Source organism: Streptomyces sp. NPDC096311, assembly GCF_044763085.1.
Lineage (GTDB): Bacteria > Actinomycetota > Actinomycetes > Streptomycetales > Streptomycetaceae > Streptomyces.
Genome location: NZ_JBIWFN010000034.1, coordinates 56,413 through 74,707, shown reverse-complemented (window position 1 = coordinate 74,707; position 18,295 = coordinate 56,413). Strand labels below are relative to the sequence as shown.

Genomic DNA, 18,295 nt, shown 5'->3' with positions numbered 1-18,295 from the left:
GGGGGCCTGGGGGGGGGGGGGGGGGGGGGGGGGGGGGCGCGGGGCCCAGCCGGCGGGGTACCCGGCCGCCGGCGGGGGCGCCGGCCCGCGTCGGGCGGGGGCGGCCGCACCGGGGTGAGCAGGGCCAGCAAGGCGACGAGCACGCAGCAGGCGCCCGCGACCATGCCCACCGCCGCCGTGCCGTGGCGCCCCGCGGTCCAGGTGAGGACGGCCGCGCCGGCCGGGGCCGCCGAGTAGTGCAAGGTCCAGAACGCCGAGGTGACCCGGCCGAGCAGATGCTCCGGAGTCACCTCCTGCCGCAGCGACATGGAGCACGTACCCGCCACGCTCCCGAAGCCCAGGAAGACCGCGGTCAGGACGGCGACGGCCGGCACGCTGCGGGCCCAGCCCAGACCCGCCAGCGCACATCCGCACACCGCCACCGAACCGATCCAGGTCGGGCCGAAGCCCAGCCGTCGGCGCACCCGGGCCACCAGGAGCGCCCCGGCGATCGTGCCGAGCGCGCCGACCGCGAACACGGTGCCGACCGCCGCGTCGTCGCGGCCGAGATCGTGCTTGAGGTGGTAGATCAGCAGGTCGTTCAGTCCGAGTGTCAGGAAGCTGAAGAAGGACAGCAGGACGGTCAGCACGCGCAGCACCGGATGCCGGACCAGGAAGGACACCCCGGCGAGCAGATCCGTCCACAGCCGCCGGACCGCTCCCGCTTCGGCCACGGGTCCCGGTGCGGGGCGCGTGCTGCCCTTGAACCGTACGAAGCCGACACAGGCGGCCGACACGCCGAAGCTCGCCGCGTCCACGCCGACGGCGGCGGCCGGCCCGAGCCACGCCGCCACCAGCCCCGCGCCCACCGGACCGGCCACCCCGGCCGCCGCCGCGGTCGCGTTCAGCCTGCCGTTGGCCTCCGTGATCCGCTCGACGCCGACGAGGTTGCGGACGACGGTGACGTAGGCGACGGAGAACAGCATGCCGACGGCCTCGCACAGCGGCAGGACCACGTAGAGCAGCCAGATCCGCGGTCCGAAGACCCAGACCAGCGGAATCACCGCGTACAGGGCCATACGGACCAGATCGCAGGTGACCAGCAGTTTCCTGCGGTCCACCCGGTCGACGACGACCCCGGCGAACACCCCGGCCACGACCGAGGCCGCCCCGCCGACGGCCGTCAACAGGCCCATCTGCGCGACGGATCCGGTCGCGTGCAGCACGAGCAGCGGCAACGCGATCAGGGCGAAGGAGTCCCCGAGGACCGAAAGAGTCTGCGCGACCCAGAAGACACCGAAGTCACGGTCCCGCCGCAGCGGTTGTGGGGGTTCTTCGTCAACCGTGCCTTCTGCGGCCCGCTCCAAAGCCCTGGGATCTCTCCCGCGCCACGCCCTGAACGTCACCGCGCCGGCCCCCGTCACCCGATCCAGTCGTCGACCAGCGTAGGGCCTGTCCGGCGGATCATGTGGCTACTAGGCTGCGCCGATGGAACACTTGGCCGACGTGCCCGAGAGTCTCGCCGAGCCTGCACAACCGGCCCCGGCGAATGACTACGCCAGCTTCGCCGAGGCGTACTCGGCGGAAGCCGAGAACAACCTCGTGAACGCGTACTACGAGCGGCCCGCGATGTTGGCCCTCGCCGGAGGCGTGTCCGGGCGCCGGATCCTGGACGCCGGTTGCGGCTCGGGCCCCCTGTCCGCCGCACTGCGCGACCGCGGTGCCGTCGTCACCGGCATCGACGCCGACGCCGGGATGCTGGCGTTGGCGAGGCGGCGGCTCGGTGACGACGCAGCCCTGCACGTGGTCGACCTGAGCGACCGCCTACCGTTCGCCGACGGTGCGTTCGACGACGTGGTCGCGTCCCTGGTGCTGCACTACCTGGAGGACTGGGGGCCGACACTGGCCGAGTTGCGGCGGGTGCTCAGGCCCGGCGGCCGGCTGATCGCGTCGGTGGACCACCCTTTCGTGGCCTACACGTTCCAGGAGCCTCGGCCCGACTACTTCGCGACCACCAGCTACACCTTCGACTGGACGTTCAACGGGCAGTCCGTCCCGATGAGGTTCTGGCGCAAGCCGCTGCACGCGATGACCGATGCCTTCACCACCGCCGGTTTCCGTCTTTCCGTCATCAGCGAGCCGCAGCCCGACCCGGCCGCCCGTGAGCTGTTCCCCGACGACTTCCATGACCTCTCGACCCGAGCCTGCTTCCTGTTCTTCGTCGTCGAGGTGCCGCCGTCGGACACCGGCTCGCGATAGAACCCCGGACCGAGGTCACCAGGGGCGCGGGTATCCAGGCCGCGGCCCTTCGAGAACGGTCACCTGGCCTTTGAGCCCTTCCCGTCCGGGAGGGGGCTCGGTGGTGTGTGATGGCATGTCAGTTCGTGAACCTGGCGCTGTCGAGTCCTCGACCCGCCAGTCGAAGGCGAACGGGAGCACCCGGTCGCGCCTGCCCGATTCGCGGCGAGTTGTCTTGCTCACGCAGTAGGCCGTTGCTAAGCCTTGGGCACTCGACTCTATGGAGGACGCTGTGCATCAAGAGGCCCCTCGTCCCGTTCCTCCGCGTTCACGTGTCCGGGGATTCGTCTGCGCCGTCACGGCCACCACCCTCGTCACGCTCACCGCCGCGGCAAGTCCCCCCGACGCGGACATCCGGACCGCGGCGGCCCCGGCAGCCGTGGTCCGCGAGTGGAACGCCATCGCCACCGACACGATCAAGACCAGCCTTGGCCCCCGTCCCTCCGGGCAGGCAGCGATCTGGGAGGGGTTCGTCTCCGTCGCCGTGTACAACGCCGTGGTGGGGATCGAAGGCGGCTACGCCCTGTACAAGTGGCGCGAGCACGGTCCGGCCAAGGCATCCTCCGCGGCGGCGGCCGCCACTGCGGCCCACGATGTGCTGCTCGCCTGCTTCCCTGCCTTCAAGGAGCGGCTCGACACCGCCTACGCGGACTCGCTCGCCGCCCTTCCGGCCGGTCAGGCCAGAGACCGGGGCGTTGACTACGGAAGGCGCGCCGCTGCCCGCATCCTCGAACTCCGGGAAGGGGACGGAAGGTTCGCGGACGTTCCGTTCACCGCCTCCCCGGCACCGGGGGTCTGGCGGCCCACCCCGCCCGCGTTCCAGCCCTTCATCGACACCTGGCTCGCCAGGCTCCGCCCCCTCCTGCTCGCCTCCCCGCAGCAGTTCCGCCCCGGCGGGCCCCGCGCCCTCTCCTCGGCCGCTTACGCCAAGGATTTCCAGGAATTGAAGTCCATGGGCGCGAAGACCGGCTCGGGCAGGAGCGCGCGGCAGACCGAGACCGCCCTCTTCTTCAGCGGCAACCTGGTCGAACAGGTCCAGACAGCCGTACGAGACCACGCCGCCCGGCACCGGCTCGGCATCGCCGAGACGGCCCGGCTGTTCGCCGCGGTGAACGCGGCGGCGACCGACGCCGTCGTCACGGCATGGGACACCAAGCTCCACTACGGCTCCTGGCGGCCGATCACCGCCATCCGTCTCGCCGACACCGACGGCAACCCCGCGACGACGGCGGACCCGGCGTGGGAGCCGCTGCTCATCACCCCTCCGCACCCGGACTACATCGCCGGCCATACGACCGTCGCCGCTGCCGTGGCACGCGCCCTGACCAGCGTCCTCGGCACCTCGCACATCGACCTCTACGTCCCCTCCGAGGTCACCGGCACCACGCGGTTCTACGGGTCCGCCGACGACCTCAACCGGGACATCGTCGACGCCCGTGTGTGGGGCGGCGTCCACTCCCGCACGGCGGACGTAGACGGCTGCCGGGCCGGCACCCGCGTGGCCGCCTGGGCCCTGGCCCACTACTTCCAGCCGGTGACCAAGGACGGCACCCAGCTGTCCCCGCCGACACGAACGGCTCGGCAGGACAGGCTCACCGAGCCCAAGTGCGGCGACGCCACCGACTGAACCACAGAGCCGAAGAGGGCCCGGCGTCGTGCCGGGCTTCCGATCCTGCCCTGAGTGCTGGATCAGCCGGTGGACCCTTCTTCTGGTCGGCAGGCACTCGGGCGTCAGGGCGCATGCGGATGTTCCGCCCCGTCCGTACCAGCGGACGTGGGCGGCCGCGGACCGGGCGGTACGGGCGGCGTGGCGCAGCACACGCAGCGGGCCGTCGAGGAGCTCGTCGGCGGCACCGCGTCGGGACCGAGCGCGTAGGCCAAGGCCGAGAACGGGCTGGCCTTGCGGGCCACGGCCACGAACAAGCCCTTCTCGCCATGGGACGGAAACTGATCCCTATCGGCGTCACGCAGGGCCTCCACATGCTCTGAGTCGTCACGGCAGGCGTCGAGGAACGAGCTCAGCCGGAAGGCGTCCTCGTCAGCGCTCCCCCTGCCAGGCATCAGGTCCCACACCTTGTCGTCAGGCATCGCGCCGACGGCCCGCACACCCGTGACGCTCAACCCTGCCTCCCGCTGTTACTCCGCCCCCAGCAACCTGATCACGCACGCCTCTTGACTGCTCCTCATAGAAACAGCGGCGGTGGCGCTACGCTGCTGTGCCGTGCAGGAGACACGTCTCGACACTGCTCGGATCCGGGCGGCTCGCCGGGTGATCGACCCGGTCTTCCTCGACACTCCGCTGTACCGCTGCGAGGCGCTGGAGCCCGGCCTCGGGTGCACGGTGAGCATCAAGCTCGAAACGGCGAACCCGGTCCGCAGCTTCAAGGGCCGCGGCACCGAGGTGGTCGCGAGCCTGCTGGCCGACCATGCCTCGCGAGCCGCGGTGTGCGCGAGCGCCGGCAACCTTGGCCAAGCCCTCGCGTGGTCCGGTCGCGGCCGGGGGCTCGACGTCACCGTCGTGGCATCCCGCTTCGCGACCCGGGCCAAGCTTGATCGCATCCGCGCACTGGACGCCGGGCTGGAGCTGGTGGACGGCGACCACGAGATGGCTCGCGAGCGGGCGGCGGCCATCGCACGGTACGACGGCATCCGGCTGGTCGAAGACAGCCTGGACATCGAGACCTGCGAGGGCGCGGCGACCATCGGCCTGGAACTGGTGGACACCGCGCCGTCGTTCGACACCGTCCTGATCGCTCTCGGCGGCGGGGCGCTGGCCACCGGCGTGGGTCATGTGGTGAAGGCGTTGGCACCCGAAGTCGAGGTGATCTGCGTCCAGCCGCTGGGCGCACCGGCGCTGACACTCTCGTGGCGCAGGCGACGTGTCGTCACCACCGACTCGACCGACACCATCGCCGACGGCGTCGCCGGCCGGTATCCCATCCCGGCCGTCCTGGACGACCTCCTCCTGGTCGCCGACGCCGCCGTCCTCGTCCAGGAGGCGTCGATCATCAGCGGTATGCGGATGCTCCTCGACCACGCCGGCCTCGTCGTCGAGCCTTCGGCCGCGCTCGGCATCGCCGCGATCCTCGAAGACCGCGACCGCTTCGCCGACCGACACGTCGTCACCATCGTGTGCGGCAGCAACGTCGACGTGGACGCCTACCACCGCTGGATCGGCACGGCTCCCCTCCACAGGTCCTGACGATTGCCCAGGTCAACGCCCGAACCAGCCGCACATGACCGCAGCTTCCCGAGCTGAGAGCGGGGCGTGCGACACCATGTGAGGGAGAAGTGCGGCGATCGGCGTCGCGACCGGGCCGCGATGGAATCCTCAGCCGTTCAACGGCTACCGGAGCTGCTCGACCGTCGCGGACCGGTCCACGTACGTCTGGGCCGGGCCCGATCTCGTCGTCGAGGGCATCCCTCAGCAACCGTAGGGCGGTCGGGTGGGCTACAGGTAGTCCTCCAGGCGGGCGACCGTGAAACCCTGTTCCTGGATGTGGCGTAGCAGGTTCGCCGTCATCCGCGTCATCGTCGTGCCCTTGAGCTCGGACGGCCCGCGGAAGTGGGCAAGAATGATGTCGCCCGGGTGGAGCTTCTTGACGGCGCCCTGGTACTGCATGTTCTTGATCTGCATGGACTCGCGCCAGAGGACGATGTTCTCGATGCCGCAGGACGCCGCGGCGGCCCGGGTGTTCTCGTTCCAGTTGCCGTAGGGCGGACGGAACAGCCGTGGCATGGTGCCGTATCGATCCTTCAGCTTCTTCTGCTGGCCGCAGATCTCCTGCTTCTGGGCAGCGGCACCCAGGGTGCGGAGGTTCGGATGAGTCAGGGTGTGGTTCTGGATGCTGTTGCCCAGTCGCTGGAGTTTCTTGAAGTAGCCGTAGTCGGCGCGGATGACGGAGTCCGTCAGGAACATCGTGAAGGGGATCTTCAGCTCCCGCATCATCGTCACGAACTCCGGGTCCTTCTCCGCCCCGTCGTCGAACGTGAGGAAGACGATGTTCTCCTTGGTGGGTATCTCGCTGATCACCGGCACCCGGCCTCCGGCAGCCGCCCGCCCCGTCGGCTTGGTCGCGGGCGGGGCGGGCGGAGCGGCCAGTGGTGTGATGCCCCACTTGCGGTAGGCGGCCTCGGCTCCCACCTGCGCGCCCGCGTCGCCGCGGGGAAGCCGTGCGGACGGTACGGGACGAGCCGCCGTGCCGGGACGGGAGTCCGCCGGGGGTTCGGCCGTGCAACCCGTCGCAAAGCCCGTCGCGAGAAGGACACAGGCCAGCACCGCCCCACTGATTCGCCTGTCCACCGTGTGCCACCCCATGTCGTCCGTACGCCGCAGCCTGTCCGCCCTCCTTGATGACGAACAGATGTCCGAGGTTCCATTCCGGACGCGATGGATGACACCGAGCGCCGGCCCGCACCCAGCGGTGGTCCGGGAGCGGGGCGCCGCATGCGAGGGGCGTGGCCGTTTCGCGCGGTGCCGCTCGGCGAGCCAGCGGGTCCGCTCGGCCGTCGACGGGGCCGACGGGGCCGACGGGGCCGACGGGGCCGACGGGGCCGACGGGGCCGACGGGCGAGCGGACCAGGCTTGGCGGCCCGGTACCTCCGTCCGCCGCCACCAGGGTTGCACGTACGGCGTGTTTGCCCGGGGGCCCGCGCGCGGGAGGACGGTCGGCGTGCGCGAGGCCGACGGGGAGCAAGCCTGCCGTTTCACCCTCGGCGGGGCGGACACGCGGCGCCTCAACCAGCCGCGGATTCCCGACCCGAGCCCTTCGCGCGCCTCAGGCCGGCAGCCACTTCACCACAGCGTCCCCGCACTCGGCCGTCTGTGCGTAGAACGCCCTCAACTCCTGGTGCGCCGCCGCGAACGCGCACCACGCCTCGGGCTCCGCGGTCACGCCGCCGTAGCGCGGCAGCAGTTCGTCGCGGGCGAAATCCCACAGCGCGTCGAAGTCGGCCATCGCCAAAAACCTGGCCACCCGGCGGGCCTGGGCCGCCGTCAGCACCAGGAACGGCGGCTTGTGCCGGTCGGTGCGGAACACCCGTCGGCCACCGAGAACGACCTGGCTCTGGGGCCGACCCTCGGCGGGATGCGCGGGAGCGCCGGCATAGATGCGCTCCTGGTCCAGATAACGCTTGCCCAGCGCCCCTTCACGATGCCGGCCGACCCGGTGCCGGACGGTCTCCGGATCGTCATCGAACAGCCGTTCAAGCCAGGTCGTGCTGTTGCGCAGCGCGGGAGGCGGCACCGCTCGCAGACGGAGGTAGGTACTCATGCCAGAGGGAGCGCACGGGGACGCCAAAGCATTACGTGGCCCGACGGACCCCGTTGCGGCGAGGCACCTCGACCGTCATGCGCGCGAGGGTGGGGCGACACGCGCCAGTTGCCGGGAATCTCCCGGAGCAGGGTGACGGATCGACCGCCGACCTCGCTCTCTTCGTATGTGACGACACAGCGGGAGACGAGAGCCCATGCGGCGGGGGGGGGCCCCCCCCCCGGGGGGGGGGGGGGGGGGCCCCCCCCCCCCCCCCCCCCCCCCCCGCGGGGGCCCCCCCGCGGGGGCCCCCCCCCCCCGGGGGGCGCCCCCCCCCCGGGGGGGGGGGGGGGCCCCCCCCCGCCCCGTCCCTCTCCGTGCCGCTCACGGGGGGAGTCGGAAGCGGCACGGAGAGAGGTCCCGGGGAGGGTGCGGCGCCGACATCCGGCGGGTGGGCACCCTCGGCGTGTGCGGTACCGAACCCAGTACTCACCCAGCGCGTGACCGGCGCGAAACGTCACCCGGCCGCAACAGTGCGGGTCGCGCCGCGTCTACGCACACCGGATCGACGAGGCGCCAAGGAGGCCTCACCCGGCCCCGGACGCCCTGGCGCGGGCACGCGTCCCCGCCGCGGCGTGGCTTTCGGGAGCTGCCGTACCGGCACTCGCGTCCCCGGCGGCTGTGCGGCGGCCACCGGCGACGATGCGAAGGGGCGCCCGGGCGTTGTGACACTTCTGTGAGATCACACGCTGGTCACCATGGGGCCGTCGATGCGACCGGAGCACGACGGACGGCAAGCACTCGCCATGAACCCGGTACGAACGAGGACAGTCTTGGGCCAGGTACGACAAGCCCGGCACGTACAGGCGTACGACGGGGAATTGGGCGCGGCAGTCGCGCGGGCCCAGGACGGCGACGAGACCGCTTTCGCGGTCGCCTACCGGATCGTGCAGCCGGGCCTGCTCGGCTATCTGCGCGGCCTGGTCGGCGACGACGCGGAGGACGTGGCCTCCGACGCCTGGCTGGAGATAGCCCGCGACCTCGGCCGTTTCAAGGGGGACGGGGCCGGGTTCCGCGGCTGGACCTCGACCATCGCCCGGCACCGGGCGCTGGACCATCTGCGCCGCCAACGCGTGCGGCCCCGGCCAGGCGGGACCGAACAGGACGTACTGGACCTGCCCAGCCGGCACAGCACCCATGAAGAGGCTCTGGAGGCCCTGTCCACCGAGCGGGCGCTGGAACTGGTCCGCGGGCTGCCGCGGGACCAGGCCGAGGCCGTGCTCCTGAGGGTCGTCGTCGGCCTGGACGGTCCCGCCACCGCTCGCGTCCTCGGCAAGCGCCCCGGAGCGGTGCGCACCGCCGCCCACCGAGGCCTGAAACGCCTCGCCCGCCAACTGGGCGTCGCCGGCGAAGCGGACGAGGGTGTGACGGATGAGGCCTCCCGAACGCTGGGGAAGTCGGAATGAACGGCGACGACAACAGTGACCGACGGACAGGCATCACGCCCGGTACGCCGAACGAATCAAACCGGTCGAACAGGAACGGAAGCGGACATGGGTGAACGGCTGAGCGGCGACGGAGCTCCGGGCCGTCGACGTGTGCACCCCGGCGGCGCCGCGTCCGGCCCGTGGGAGGTGCGTGACGCCACCACGCTGGAAACGATGCTGGGCGCCGCCCTACGCGAAGGTCATCTCGACCCCGAGGCCGAGCAGCGGGCCCTGGCCGACTTCCGGGCCACCCACGGCGCAGGCGCGCACCGGGCGCGTACCCGGCGCCGGGACGACTGGCGGCTGCCCGCGGAGCGGCGTGCCAGGCGTCCTGTGAAGATGACGTTCGGCGTGGTGTTCGCCAGCCTCACGCTGGGTGGAGTCGCGGTCGCGGCCATCGGTTCCGTCGGCTCGTCCACGGACGGTGACGGTGCCGGGCGGGGGGCCGCGCACCCGTCGGCGGTCGCCCCGGACCAGCCCGGCGGTAAGGGCTCGTCGGCACCCTCCGGCGGCCACGGACCGACGGACGGCCCGGCCACCGCCAAGAACACCGAAGCCCACTGCCGCGCCTACGAGCACATCAAGGACCGCGGCAAAGCGCTCGAGGCGACGGCCTGGCAGCAACTCGTCACGGCCGCCGGCGGTAAGGACAACGTCGCCGCGTACTGCTCCGAGCAGCTGGCGCGGGCGACGGCCGCGCCGGGCAGGTCCACCGGCAACGGCACGGCGGGGAGCACTGGCGCCTCCGGCAACAACCCCGGCGGCACGAACAACGCGGCCGGAAACGGCCAGGCAAGCGGCGACAAGGGCAACGGGAAACACAAGTAGCCCCCGCCATGCCCGATCCGTGCTCGATCCGTGCTTGATCCGTGCTCGTAAGGGCGGAAGCCGGCGAGCGCGATCGCGCCCGCGAGAGCGAGCATGTCACCGGTGATCGCTTCGATGCCCGCCCGGGCGTCCATGCCGCTGGCGACCGCCGCGCCTGCCACGGAAACAGCCAGACCCGCCCACGTGGCGCGCGGAAGCCGGTTGCCCTGCAGAGTCGCGATGAGGGCCTGCCGGACGGGCTGGGTGGCGGCCAGGGCGGTTGCCATGGCGACACGGGGCAGCCGTGTGCTGGTCATGAAGGTGGCGAAGTGCGCGGCCAGCGCCGTACCGGCGAGAACTCCGCGTAAGGCAGCGGGGCGTTGTTCCCTGCGCACCGGACCAGGTCGCCGAGGGTTACAAGGCGATGGACGAACACCGCGCCATTCCCAAGCCTTGACCTACTGGTCGGGGAGGTGCAATCTCGTTAATGCGTATTAGCTAATACGCATTAACGAGGGAAGTCACTGTGGAACCCAGGAAGCGGCCCGGCCGGACGCCCGCGCCGGCCGGACGTACGGCACGGCCACGCCAGGCCGAGGTCGCCCGGCTCGCGGGAGTGTCCCAGGCGACCGTGTCCCTGGTGCTCTCCCCGAAGCCCGACGGCAAGGGACGCATCATCTCCGCGGAGACCCGCCAACGGGTCCTGGAGGCAGCCCGCAGCCTGGGCTACGTGCCCGACCCGGCCGCCCGGCGGCTCGCCGCGGCCCGCAACAACCTCCTCGGTGTTTTCAGCTTCACCGCCACGTTCCCCACCGATGTGCAGCACTCGTACTACCCCTTCCTGGTCGGCGTGGAGCACGAGGCGGCGGCGCTCGGCTACGACCTGGTGCTGTTCACCGGGTCGAGCACCGGCGGCGCGGGAGCCGCGGTTCCCGACGCGCTGAGCCGGGTCCGGCTCGCCGACGGCTGTCTCTTCATCGGCCGCCACACACCCGGGGCGGAGCTCAAGCGGCTGGTCGAGGACGGCTTCCCGGTCGTGCACCTGGGCCGCCGCGAGGAGTTGGAGGGTGTGGCATGGGTGGGCGCGGACTATGTCGAGGCCACACGTGACGTCGTAGGCCAGCTGTCCGAGCTGGGGCACCGGCGGATCGTCCTCGTCCGCGAGGACGACGACGCGCCCGCCTCGGCGGACCGTCAGCGCGGCTTCCTGGAAGGGCTGGAAGCGGCGGGTCTGCCCTCCGGGACCACGACCGTCTTCCGGTCCGCGGATCCGCAGCGGGAGCTCACGCCCGAACGGCTGCGTGCCTGGACCGACGAAGGGGTCACGGCCTTCGTCGCGGAGGAGACCGACACCGGGGCGGCCTGGCGAGGCCTGCTCGCCGCCGTGCGCCAGGCGGGCCTCGACTGCCCCGCGGAGGTGTCCCTCGCCCTGCTCGGCAGCCCGCCCTCCGATCTGGCGAGCGAGCCCGTACCGACCGGATTCGACATTCCCCGGCCGCAGTTGGGCGCCGCGGCCGTGCGGCTGCTGGCCGCGCTCGTCGCGGGAGAGGAGGCGCGCGAGCCACTCGTCGGCTGTGTCTTCCGTCCAGGCCCGACGACCGGACCGCCGCCTACCCGTCCCTGAGCACGGTCCGTACGGATCTCCTCCCCCTCCCATGAACCTGATGCAGCGCCAAGGAGAAGCGTGTTACCCGAAGCAGACATCCTCGTCGTGGGCGGCGGCCTCGGTGGCGTCGCCGCCGCACTCGCCGCCTGCCGGGCAGGACGCAGCGTCGTACTCACCGAGGAGACGGACTGGATCGGCGGCCAGCTCACCAGCCAGGCCGTACCGCCCGACGAACACCCGTGGGTCGAGCGGTTCGGCACGACCGCCTCGTACCGGCGGCTGCGCGAGGAGATCCGGCGGTACTACCGCCACTGGTACCCGCTGCGGGCCGAGGCCCTGGCGCTCACCGACCTCAACCCGGGAGCGGGCCGCGTCAGCAAGCTCTGCCATGAGCCGAGGGTCGCCCTCGCCGTCCTGGAGGGCATGCTCGCGCCCCACCGGGCGGCGGGCCGACTGACGGTACTCACCGAGCACCGGCCGATCTCCGCCGAGTGCGGCAACGACGTCCTACGGGCGGTGACCCTGGAGGACCTGCGCGACGGAACGCGTCGCACCCTCGCGGCGCGTTACGTCCTGGACGCCACCGAGACCGGCGAACTCCTCGACCTCGCGGGCGTCGAGCACGCGAACGGGGCCGAGGCACGCGCCGAGTTCGACGAGCCGCACGCCCCGGACGAGGCCCAGCCCCACAACCAGCAGGGCATCACGGTCTGCTTCGCGCTCTCCCACCACGAGGGCGAGGACCACACGATCGACCGGCCGGAGGACTTCGGCTTCTGGCGCACCTACCAGCCCTCGTTCTGGCCCGGCCCACTGCTCGGCTTCGCGGCCCCCGACCCCCGCACACTGGAGCCGGTGCCGCGGACCTTCGTACCGAATCCCGATCTCGACCCGCTCAGTGTCTCCGCCGACCAGAGCGCCGATGCCGGTGACAAGGAACTGTGGGGCTTTCGCCGTGTCCTCGCGCGCAAGCTGCACGCGCCGGGCGCCTTCGACTCCGACATCACACTCGTCAACTGGCCGCTCAACGACTACTGGCTCAAGCCGTACATCGGGCAGGAGGCCGAAGCGCTGCGCGAGGCACGGCAGTTGTCGCTCTCACTGCTGTACTGGCTGCAGACCGAGGCACCGCGCCCGGACGGCGGCACCGGCTTCCCGGGCCTGCGGATCCGCCCGGACGTGACCGGCCGGGCGGACGGCCTGGCCAAGGCGGCGTACGTCCGCGAATCCCGCCGTATCAAGGCCGTCACCACGGTCACCGAGCACGACGTGGCGATCGACCTCGTCGGCCCGCACGGCGGCACGCGCCACCGCGACTCGGTGGGTGTCGGGAGCTACCGCATCGACCTGCATCCCTCGACCGGCGGCGACAACTACATCGACATCGGCTCGGTGCCCTTCGAGATCCCCCTCGGGGCGCTGGTACCGCGGCGGGTCCGCAACCTGCTGGCCGCGGGCAAGAACATCGGCACGACCCACATCACCAACGGCTGCTACCGGCTCCACCCGGTGGAGTGGAACGTCGGCGAGGTCGCCGGCGCACTGGCCGCCCACTGCGTGGCCGAGGACGTCGAGCCGCACCAGGTCCAGGCCGAGGACAAACGGTTCGAGGAGTTCGCGCGGCTGCTCGACCGCGACGGAGTGCAACGCCACTGGCCGGACGTACGCGGCTACTGAACGACCCCCGCACGGCCGGGAGTTCCGGGCGGGGCGAACGGAGCCGCCGCGCCCGGCGGCGGCCCGCGCGAACCGATCCAGCACAAGGAGGTGCCCGGACATGAACACTCCCCGCATACGCGTCGGCATCGACGTGGGCGGAACCTTCACCGACGCCGTGGCCGTGGACGCCGCGACCCTGGAACTCCTGGGGCAGGTCAAGGTCCCCACCAGCCACCACCACGAGGACGGCGTCGCGCACGGCATCGTCGAGGCGCTCGACCGGCTCCTGGAACAGACCGGCCGCGCCTCGACCGACGTCGCCTTCCTGGCGCACGGCACGACCCAGGCCACCAACGCCCTCCTGGAGGGCGACGTGGCGAGAGTCGGACTGATCGGCATCGGGACCGGCCCCTCAGCGGTGTTCACCCGCCGTCTCGCCTCGTTCGGCAAGCTCGAACTCGCCCCCGGCAAAAGGCTCCCGCTGGCCTACGCGCATGTCGCCGACCCCCAGGACACGTCAGCCGTCCGCCGGGCCGTCGAGCAACTGAAGGGCGACGGCGCATCGGTCCTCGTCGCCAGCCAGCCGTTCAGCGTCGACCGCCCCGAGGGCGAGCAGGCCGTCCTGGACGCGGCACGGCCGTACGGACTGCCGATGACCGCCGCGCACGGGATCACCTCGCTGTACGGGCTGCACAAGCGCACCCGCACCGCCGTGGTCAACGCGGCGATCCTGCCCCGCATGCTGGCCACCGCCGACCTCGTCGACACCTCCATCACCAAGGCGGGAGTGACCGCGCCCCTGATGGTGATGCGCTGCGACGGCGGCGTGATGGCTCTCGACGAGATGCGCCGCCGACCGCTCCTGACGGTGCTGTCGGGACCGGCCGCCGGAGTCGCGGGCGCGCTGATGCAGGAGCGGGTGAGCGAGGGCGCGTTCCTGGAGACCGGAGGCACGTCGACCGACATCAGCGTCGTACGCCGCGGCAAGGTCGCCGTCCGGCACGCCACCATCCTCGGCAGGACCTCGTATCTGAACGCCCTCGACGTGCGCACGGTCGGCGTCGGCGGCGGCTCCATGGTGCGGATCGAAGCAGGCCGGGTGACGGGCGTCGGACCGCGCAGCGCCCACATCGCGGGACTGCCGTACGCCTGCTTCGCCTCCCCCGACCAGCTGCGCGACGCGCGTGTGGAGACCGTCCGGCCCATGGAGGGCGACCCCGCCGACTACGCCGTGATCGACGCGGCGGGCGGGCGGTTCGCCGTCACCATGACCTGTGCCGCCAATGCCCTCGGCCGCGTCCCCGAGGGCGACTTCGCCCACTGCGATCCGCAGACCGCGCGCGCCGCGATCGCGCCGCTGGCCGCCGTGCTCGGCACCGATGTCGCGACGGCGGCCACGCGGATCCTCGACGCGGGCATCGCCCAGGTCAAGGTGGTGGTGGACGCCATGATGCGCGACTACCGCCTCGACAAGGACACGGCCGTCCTCGTCGGCGGCGGCGGAGGGGCCGCGACCGTCACCCCGCACCTCGCCCGCACCAGCGGCATGGAGGGCCGGATCGCCCGGCACAACGAGGTCATCAGCCCCATCGGCGTCGCCCTCGCGCTCGTACGGGAACAGGTCGAGCGGATCGTGCCCGGCGCTTCGCAGGAGCAGATCCTCGCCGTCCGCGCCGAGGCGGAGCGGGCGGTCGTCGCCCAGGGCGCCGCCGCCGGCGTCGAGGTCGAAGTCACCGTCGACCCGCAGACCAACACCGTGCGCGCGGTCGCGACCGGCGCCACCGAACTGCGCACCCAGGACCGCTCCCACCGCGTCGACGACACCGAGCGCCTGCGTGCCGCGGCGGCCAGTCTCAGGACCGACCCCGCGGACGTCCACGTCCTGGCGGGCACCGCCGCCCACACCGTCTACGGCACGCAGACGCACCGCCGCCTGCGGCCTGCCCGCAGGCCCGTACGGATCGTCGACATGGACGGCGTCGTACGCCACCACGCCGCCGACGCCCGCGTGGAGACCACCACCGTGGCCGGCGCCCCCGAGTTGCTCGCCCGGCTCGTGGGCGAGTCCACCTCGTACGGCGACGGCGGGGTACGCGCTCCTGCCCTGCGGCTGTTGCTCGGCTCCCGCATCGCCGACCTGTCCGGCGTCCTCGATCCGCAGCCTCTGCTCGCGCTGGCCCACAGCGAGTTACGGACCCGCGCGGCCGACGAGCCGGTGGTCGCGGTCCTGGAGGTACGGTCATGACGACCCGACACCTCTTCGTTCCTGAGCGGGAGTTGGAAGAACCCGCGTCCGTCGACGACGTCGAATGGGGCGTCCGGCTGCTGGCCGCCACGCCCACCCACGAGGGCCGCGACCGCGAGCTGCTGCGCCAATGGGCCCGTAGAGCCGACGCGTTCGGATCCGGACTCGAACCCGTCCCGTCCACCGCGCGCGTGATCGAGCGGGACGACGGCCTGGAGCGGATGCTGCTCGCCCGCTACACGTCGCGGCCCCCGACGGTCGAGCTCTACACCGACACGCTCGCGCTCGCCGAGGAGTTGGTCGACGCCCGCGGCTGGCGTGCCTGGTACCCGCCGGGCTCGGTGCGCGCGGCCGCGCTCGCCCACGAGGCCGTGCACGCCCACCTCCACCACGGCCCGGCGAAGGCCGCGCTCAAGCAGGCACTCGGCCACACCGTGCTGCGTCTGGGCCGCCACCGCGTGGCCGGCCATGTCGCCGGCGCCGAAGAGGTCGCCGCCCACGCCCACGCCCGAACCGTGTGCGGGCTCGGCCGCAGCCCGCTGCTCCTCACCGCCGCACTGCGCGCGGCGCTCCCCCGGCCCGGAAGAGAGAACTGACCCATGGGTGTCGTCATCCTCCTCGTCATGGCCGCCGGCGTCGGCCTGATGCTCACCCGCAGACTCCCCACCGCCTTCGCGCTGGTGCTGCTCGCCGTCGTCATCGCCTTCCTCGCCGGGGCACCGCTCACCGGCAAGAACAGCGTGCTGGACACCGTTCTCCAGGAAGGCGCGCCGACCCTGGCCGCCACGATGATCGCGATCATTCTGGGCTCCTGGCTGGGCAAGCTCCTCGATGAGACCGGTATCGCGGGCACGCTCGTCCGCAAGATCGTCGAGTTCGGCGGTGACCGCCCGACCGTGGTGGCCCTCGGCGTCCTCGCCGTGTCCGCACTCGTCGGAACGGTGACCGGCTCGGCACCCGCCGCCATGCTCGCCGGCATCATCGGCATCCCCGCCATGATCGCCGTCGGCGTGCCCAAGGTGACCGCCGCGGGCACGGTGCTGATGGGCATCGCCGTGGGCATCCCCTTCGAGCTGCCGGTGTGGCAGTTCTTCTCCACCGCGCTGAATCTGCCGATCCCGACCGTGCGCGGCTTCATGGTGAAGCTCTTCCCGTTCGCCCTGGTCGCCGCCCTCGCGTTCGTCCTCATCGAGACACGGCGGCGTGGCACCGAGCACGCCTGGTCGCTCAAGTCCGTTGACGCGAAGCCTCGTTCACGTCGCGCCGAGCTGGGCGACGCACCCTGGTACGCGCTGCTCGCCCCCGCCGTCCCGCTCGTCCTCGCCCTGGGATTCGAACTCGCCATCATCCCCTCGCTGTTGGCGGGCGTCCTGTACGCGCTGGCGACCACGACCCGGCCCGGCGAGATGAACAAGCGGCTGCTGCGCACTTTGTACGGCGGCTTCGAGGTGGCCGCCCCGCCGATCGCCCTGTTCATCGCCATCGGCATCCTGCTCGCGGCCGTGAAACTGCCGGGCGCCGTGGACGCGCTCGAACCGCTGGTCAAGGCGGTCAGTCCGCAGAACCCCGTGGTGTTCGTCCTCGTCTTCACCCTGCTCGTCCCGCTGTGCCTCTACCGCGGCCCGCTCAATGTGTTCGGGCTCGGCGCGGGCATCGCCGGCGTCCTCATCGCCGCCGGCATCTACCCCGCGGCCGCCGTCCTCGGCATGGCCACCTCGTACAACCAGGTCTTCGGCGTCGCCGACCCCACCAGCACACAGACCGTGTGGAGCGCCCAGTACGCGGGCGTCACCCCCCAACAGGTCATGGTGCGCACCCTGCCGTACGTCTGGGCGGTCGCGCTCGGCGGCCTGTGCGTCACCGCCGCCACCCGTCTCTGAGCCGCTTTCTGTCATCTGATCCGTCATTGGAGCCCCCCATGCACGAGCAACCCCTCGACAGACGTCTCTTCCTGCGCGCCACCGCCGCCACAGGAGCCGCCCTCACCGTCGGGACGGCCCTGGGTGCCCAGCCCGCCGCCGCGGCGCCCGGCGGATTCCCCGACTACACCTACGTCCGCACCCTTCTGACCGCGTCCAAGCTGAAGTACAACCCCACCGGCGAGATCATCTTCCCCTGCATCCGGGGCGTCTACGACAGGCTGAGCTCCCCCCTCGGCCGCTACTACCTGTACTACGCGCCGCACGACGCGCCCGGTGGGATATGCCTGGCGTACGGCGACTCACTGGAGGGTCCGTTCACGGAGTACCCGTCGAACCCGATCGTCTCCAACAAGTGGTCACCGCACTACTCCGTCACCCATGTCTCGTCGCCCCACGTGCTGTGGAACCAGGACGTCGACGAGTTCTGGCTGTACTTCCACGGAGAGAACACCACCACCCGCCTCGCCCGCTCTGCCGACGGGATCCACTTCACGTACGACAAGGTCGTGCTGTCGGCGTCCATGCTCCCGGCGGGCACCACGGAGACGTCGTACGCCCGCGTCTTCCGCCACGACCTGCCCTCACGCGGCGCCCGCTACGTGATGGTCTTCATGCTCAACAACACCACCAACCACCGTGACATCCACTGGGGTTGGTCCGCGGACGGCCGCACCTGGACCTTCGACCAGGAGCCGCTGATCCGGCACGGCGACGTCGGCGCCGTCAACGTCGGCGGTCCGCACCTCCTCCACCGCGACAACAGCACCTTCGTCGTCTACAACAAGGACAAGTCGAGCGGCGGCGACATCATGATCACGGAAGTCGGCAACGACTTCAGCAAGCGCACCCACCTCGGCGTCTTCTACAACTCGCGCGGCGCGGCCCCAGAGAACGGGCGCGCCGCGGCGCCTTCCTTCGGCACCGATGGCGGCGTCCCGTACATGATCTACGAGGCGGGAGAGCGGCTCGCGGGATCCATCGCCGTGGCCCGGGGCTGACCCGGCAGGTCGACTCCACGGACGGCCGTGACCTCGGAGTTC

Annotated in this window: 15 protein-coding genes; 11 read left to right on the top strand and 4 right to left on the bottom strand. The window is 71.8% G+C overall.

Translation table 11 applies throughout. From position 1 onward, the window contains the following. Positions 1–1,346: MFS transporter (locus ACIRA5_RS49625; protein WP_403704129.1), on the bottom strand; the 1,346-nt coding region annotated here is incomplete at its 3' end. A 121-nt stretch (positions 1,347–1,467) separates the two neighbouring features. Between ACIRA5_RS49625 and ACIRA5_RS49620 the strand changes: the two genes are divergently transcribed. Continuing rightward, complete coding sequence (locus tag ACIRA5_RS49620) at positions 1,468–2,238, top strand: class I SAM-dependent methyltransferase (protein ID WP_403704126.1); 771 nt, start codon at positions 1,468–1,470, stop codon at positions 2,236–2,238. A 271-nt stretch (positions 2,239–2,509) separates the two neighbouring features. Continuing rightward, positions 2,510–3,904 carry a vanadium-dependent haloperoxidase gene (locus tag ACIRA5_RS49615; protein ID WP_403704124.1) on the top strand — a complete coding sequence of 465 codons (1,395 nt, stop codon included), beginning with the start codon at positions 2,510–2,512 and terminating at the stop codon, positions 3,902–3,904. A gap of 104 nt (positions 3,905–4,008) precedes the next feature. Here the strand turns inward: ACIRA5_RS49615 and ACIRA5_RS49610 are convergent, their stop codons facing one another. Next, the gene (locus tag ACIRA5_RS49610) at positions 4,009–4,398 is read right to left on the bottom strand and encodes a hypothetical protein (protein WP_403704121.1); all 390 of its coding nucleotides are present in this window, start codon (positions 4,396–4,398) and stop codon (positions 4,009–4,011) included. 100 nt (positions 4,399–4,498) lie between these two features. On the opposite strand from ACIRA5_RS49610, the gene ACIRA5_RS49605 reads away from it, so the two are divergent. Then, positions 4,499–5,479 carry a threonine/serine dehydratase gene (locus ACIRA5_RS49605; RefSeq protein WP_403704118.1) on the top strand — a complete coding sequence of 327 codons (981 nt, stop codon included), beginning with the start codon at positions 4,499–4,501 and terminating at the stop codon, positions 5,477–5,479. Positions 5,480–5,728: 249 nt separating this feature from the next. Here ACIRA5_RS49605 and ACIRA5_RS49600 read toward each other — a convergent pair whose 3' ends face one another. Together ACIRA5_RS49600 and ACIRA5_RS49595 are read right to left on the bottom strand one after the other, a co-directional pair. After that, a complete protein-coding gene (locus ACIRA5_RS49600; RefSeq protein ID WP_403704116.1) occupies positions 5,729–6,595 on the bottom strand; it encodes a polysaccharide deacetylase family protein in 867 nt (288 codons plus the stop codon). A gap of 460 nt (positions 6,596–7,055) precedes the next feature. Continuing rightward, entirely contained in the window at positions 7,056–7,550 is a 495-nt protein-coding gene (locus ACIRA5_RS49595) for a DUF1877 family protein (RefSeq protein ID WP_403704113.1), read from the bottom strand. A gap of 785 nt (positions 7,551–8,335) precedes the next feature. Between ACIRA5_RS49595 and ACIRA5_RS49590 the strand changes: the two genes are divergently transcribed. The 8 genes from ACIRA5_RS49590 (at position 8,336) to ACIRA5_RS49555 (ending at position 18,253) form a co-directional block, all read left to right on the top strand. Next, positions 8,336–8,995, top strand: coding sequence for an RNA polymerase sigma factor (locus ACIRA5_RS49590; protein ID WP_403704110.1), 660 nt, complete (start codon positions 8,336–8,338; stop codon positions 8,993–8,995). A gap of 87 nt (positions 8,996–9,082) precedes the next feature. Next, on the top strand, positions 9,083–9,844 hold the full coding sequence (locus tag ACIRA5_RS49585; RefSeq protein WP_403704107.1) for a hypothetical protein: 762 nt from the start codon (positions 9,083–9,085) through the stop codon (positions 9,842–9,844). A gap of 505 nt (positions 9,845–10,349) precedes the next feature. Next, on the top strand, positions 10,350–11,447 hold the full coding sequence (locus tag ACIRA5_RS49580; protein ID WP_403704104.1) for a LacI family DNA-binding transcriptional regulator: 1,098 nt from the start codon (positions 10,350–10,352) through the stop codon (positions 11,445–11,447). A gap of 60 nt (positions 11,448–11,507) precedes the next feature. Continuing rightward, positions 11,508–13,106 carry an FAD-dependent oxidoreductase gene (locus tag ACIRA5_RS49575; RefSeq protein WP_403704101.1) on the top strand — a complete coding sequence of 533 codons (1,599 nt, stop codon included), beginning with the start codon at positions 11,508–11,510 and terminating at the stop codon, positions 13,104–13,106. A gap of 100 nt (positions 13,107–13,206) precedes the next feature. Further along, entirely contained in the window at positions 13,207–15,333 is a 2,127-nt protein-coding gene (locus tag ACIRA5_RS49570; RefSeq protein ID WP_403704098.1) for a hydantoinase/oxoprolinase family protein, read from the top strand. After that, positions 15,330–15,929, top strand: a complete 600-nt coding sequence (locus ACIRA5_RS49565) for a hypothetical protein (protein WP_403704096.1) — start codon at positions 15,330–15,332, stop codon at positions 15,927–15,929. The genes ACIRA5_RS49570 and ACIRA5_RS49565 overlap by 4 nt, the downstream gene beginning before the upstream one ends. Positions 15,930–15,932: 3 nt before the next feature. Next, entirely contained in the window at positions 15,933–17,213 is a 1,281-nt protein-coding gene (locus ACIRA5_RS49560) for a transporter (RefSeq protein WP_403704093.1), read from the top strand. A 38-nt stretch (positions 17,214–17,251) separates the two neighbouring features. Continuing rightward, positions 17,252–18,253 carry a hypothetical protein gene (locus ACIRA5_RS49555; protein ID WP_403704091.1) on the top strand — a complete coding sequence of 334 codons (1,002 nt, stop codon included), beginning with the start codon at positions 17,252–17,254 and terminating at the stop codon, positions 18,251–18,253. The last annotated feature ends 42 nt before the right edge of the window (positions 18,254–18,295 follow it).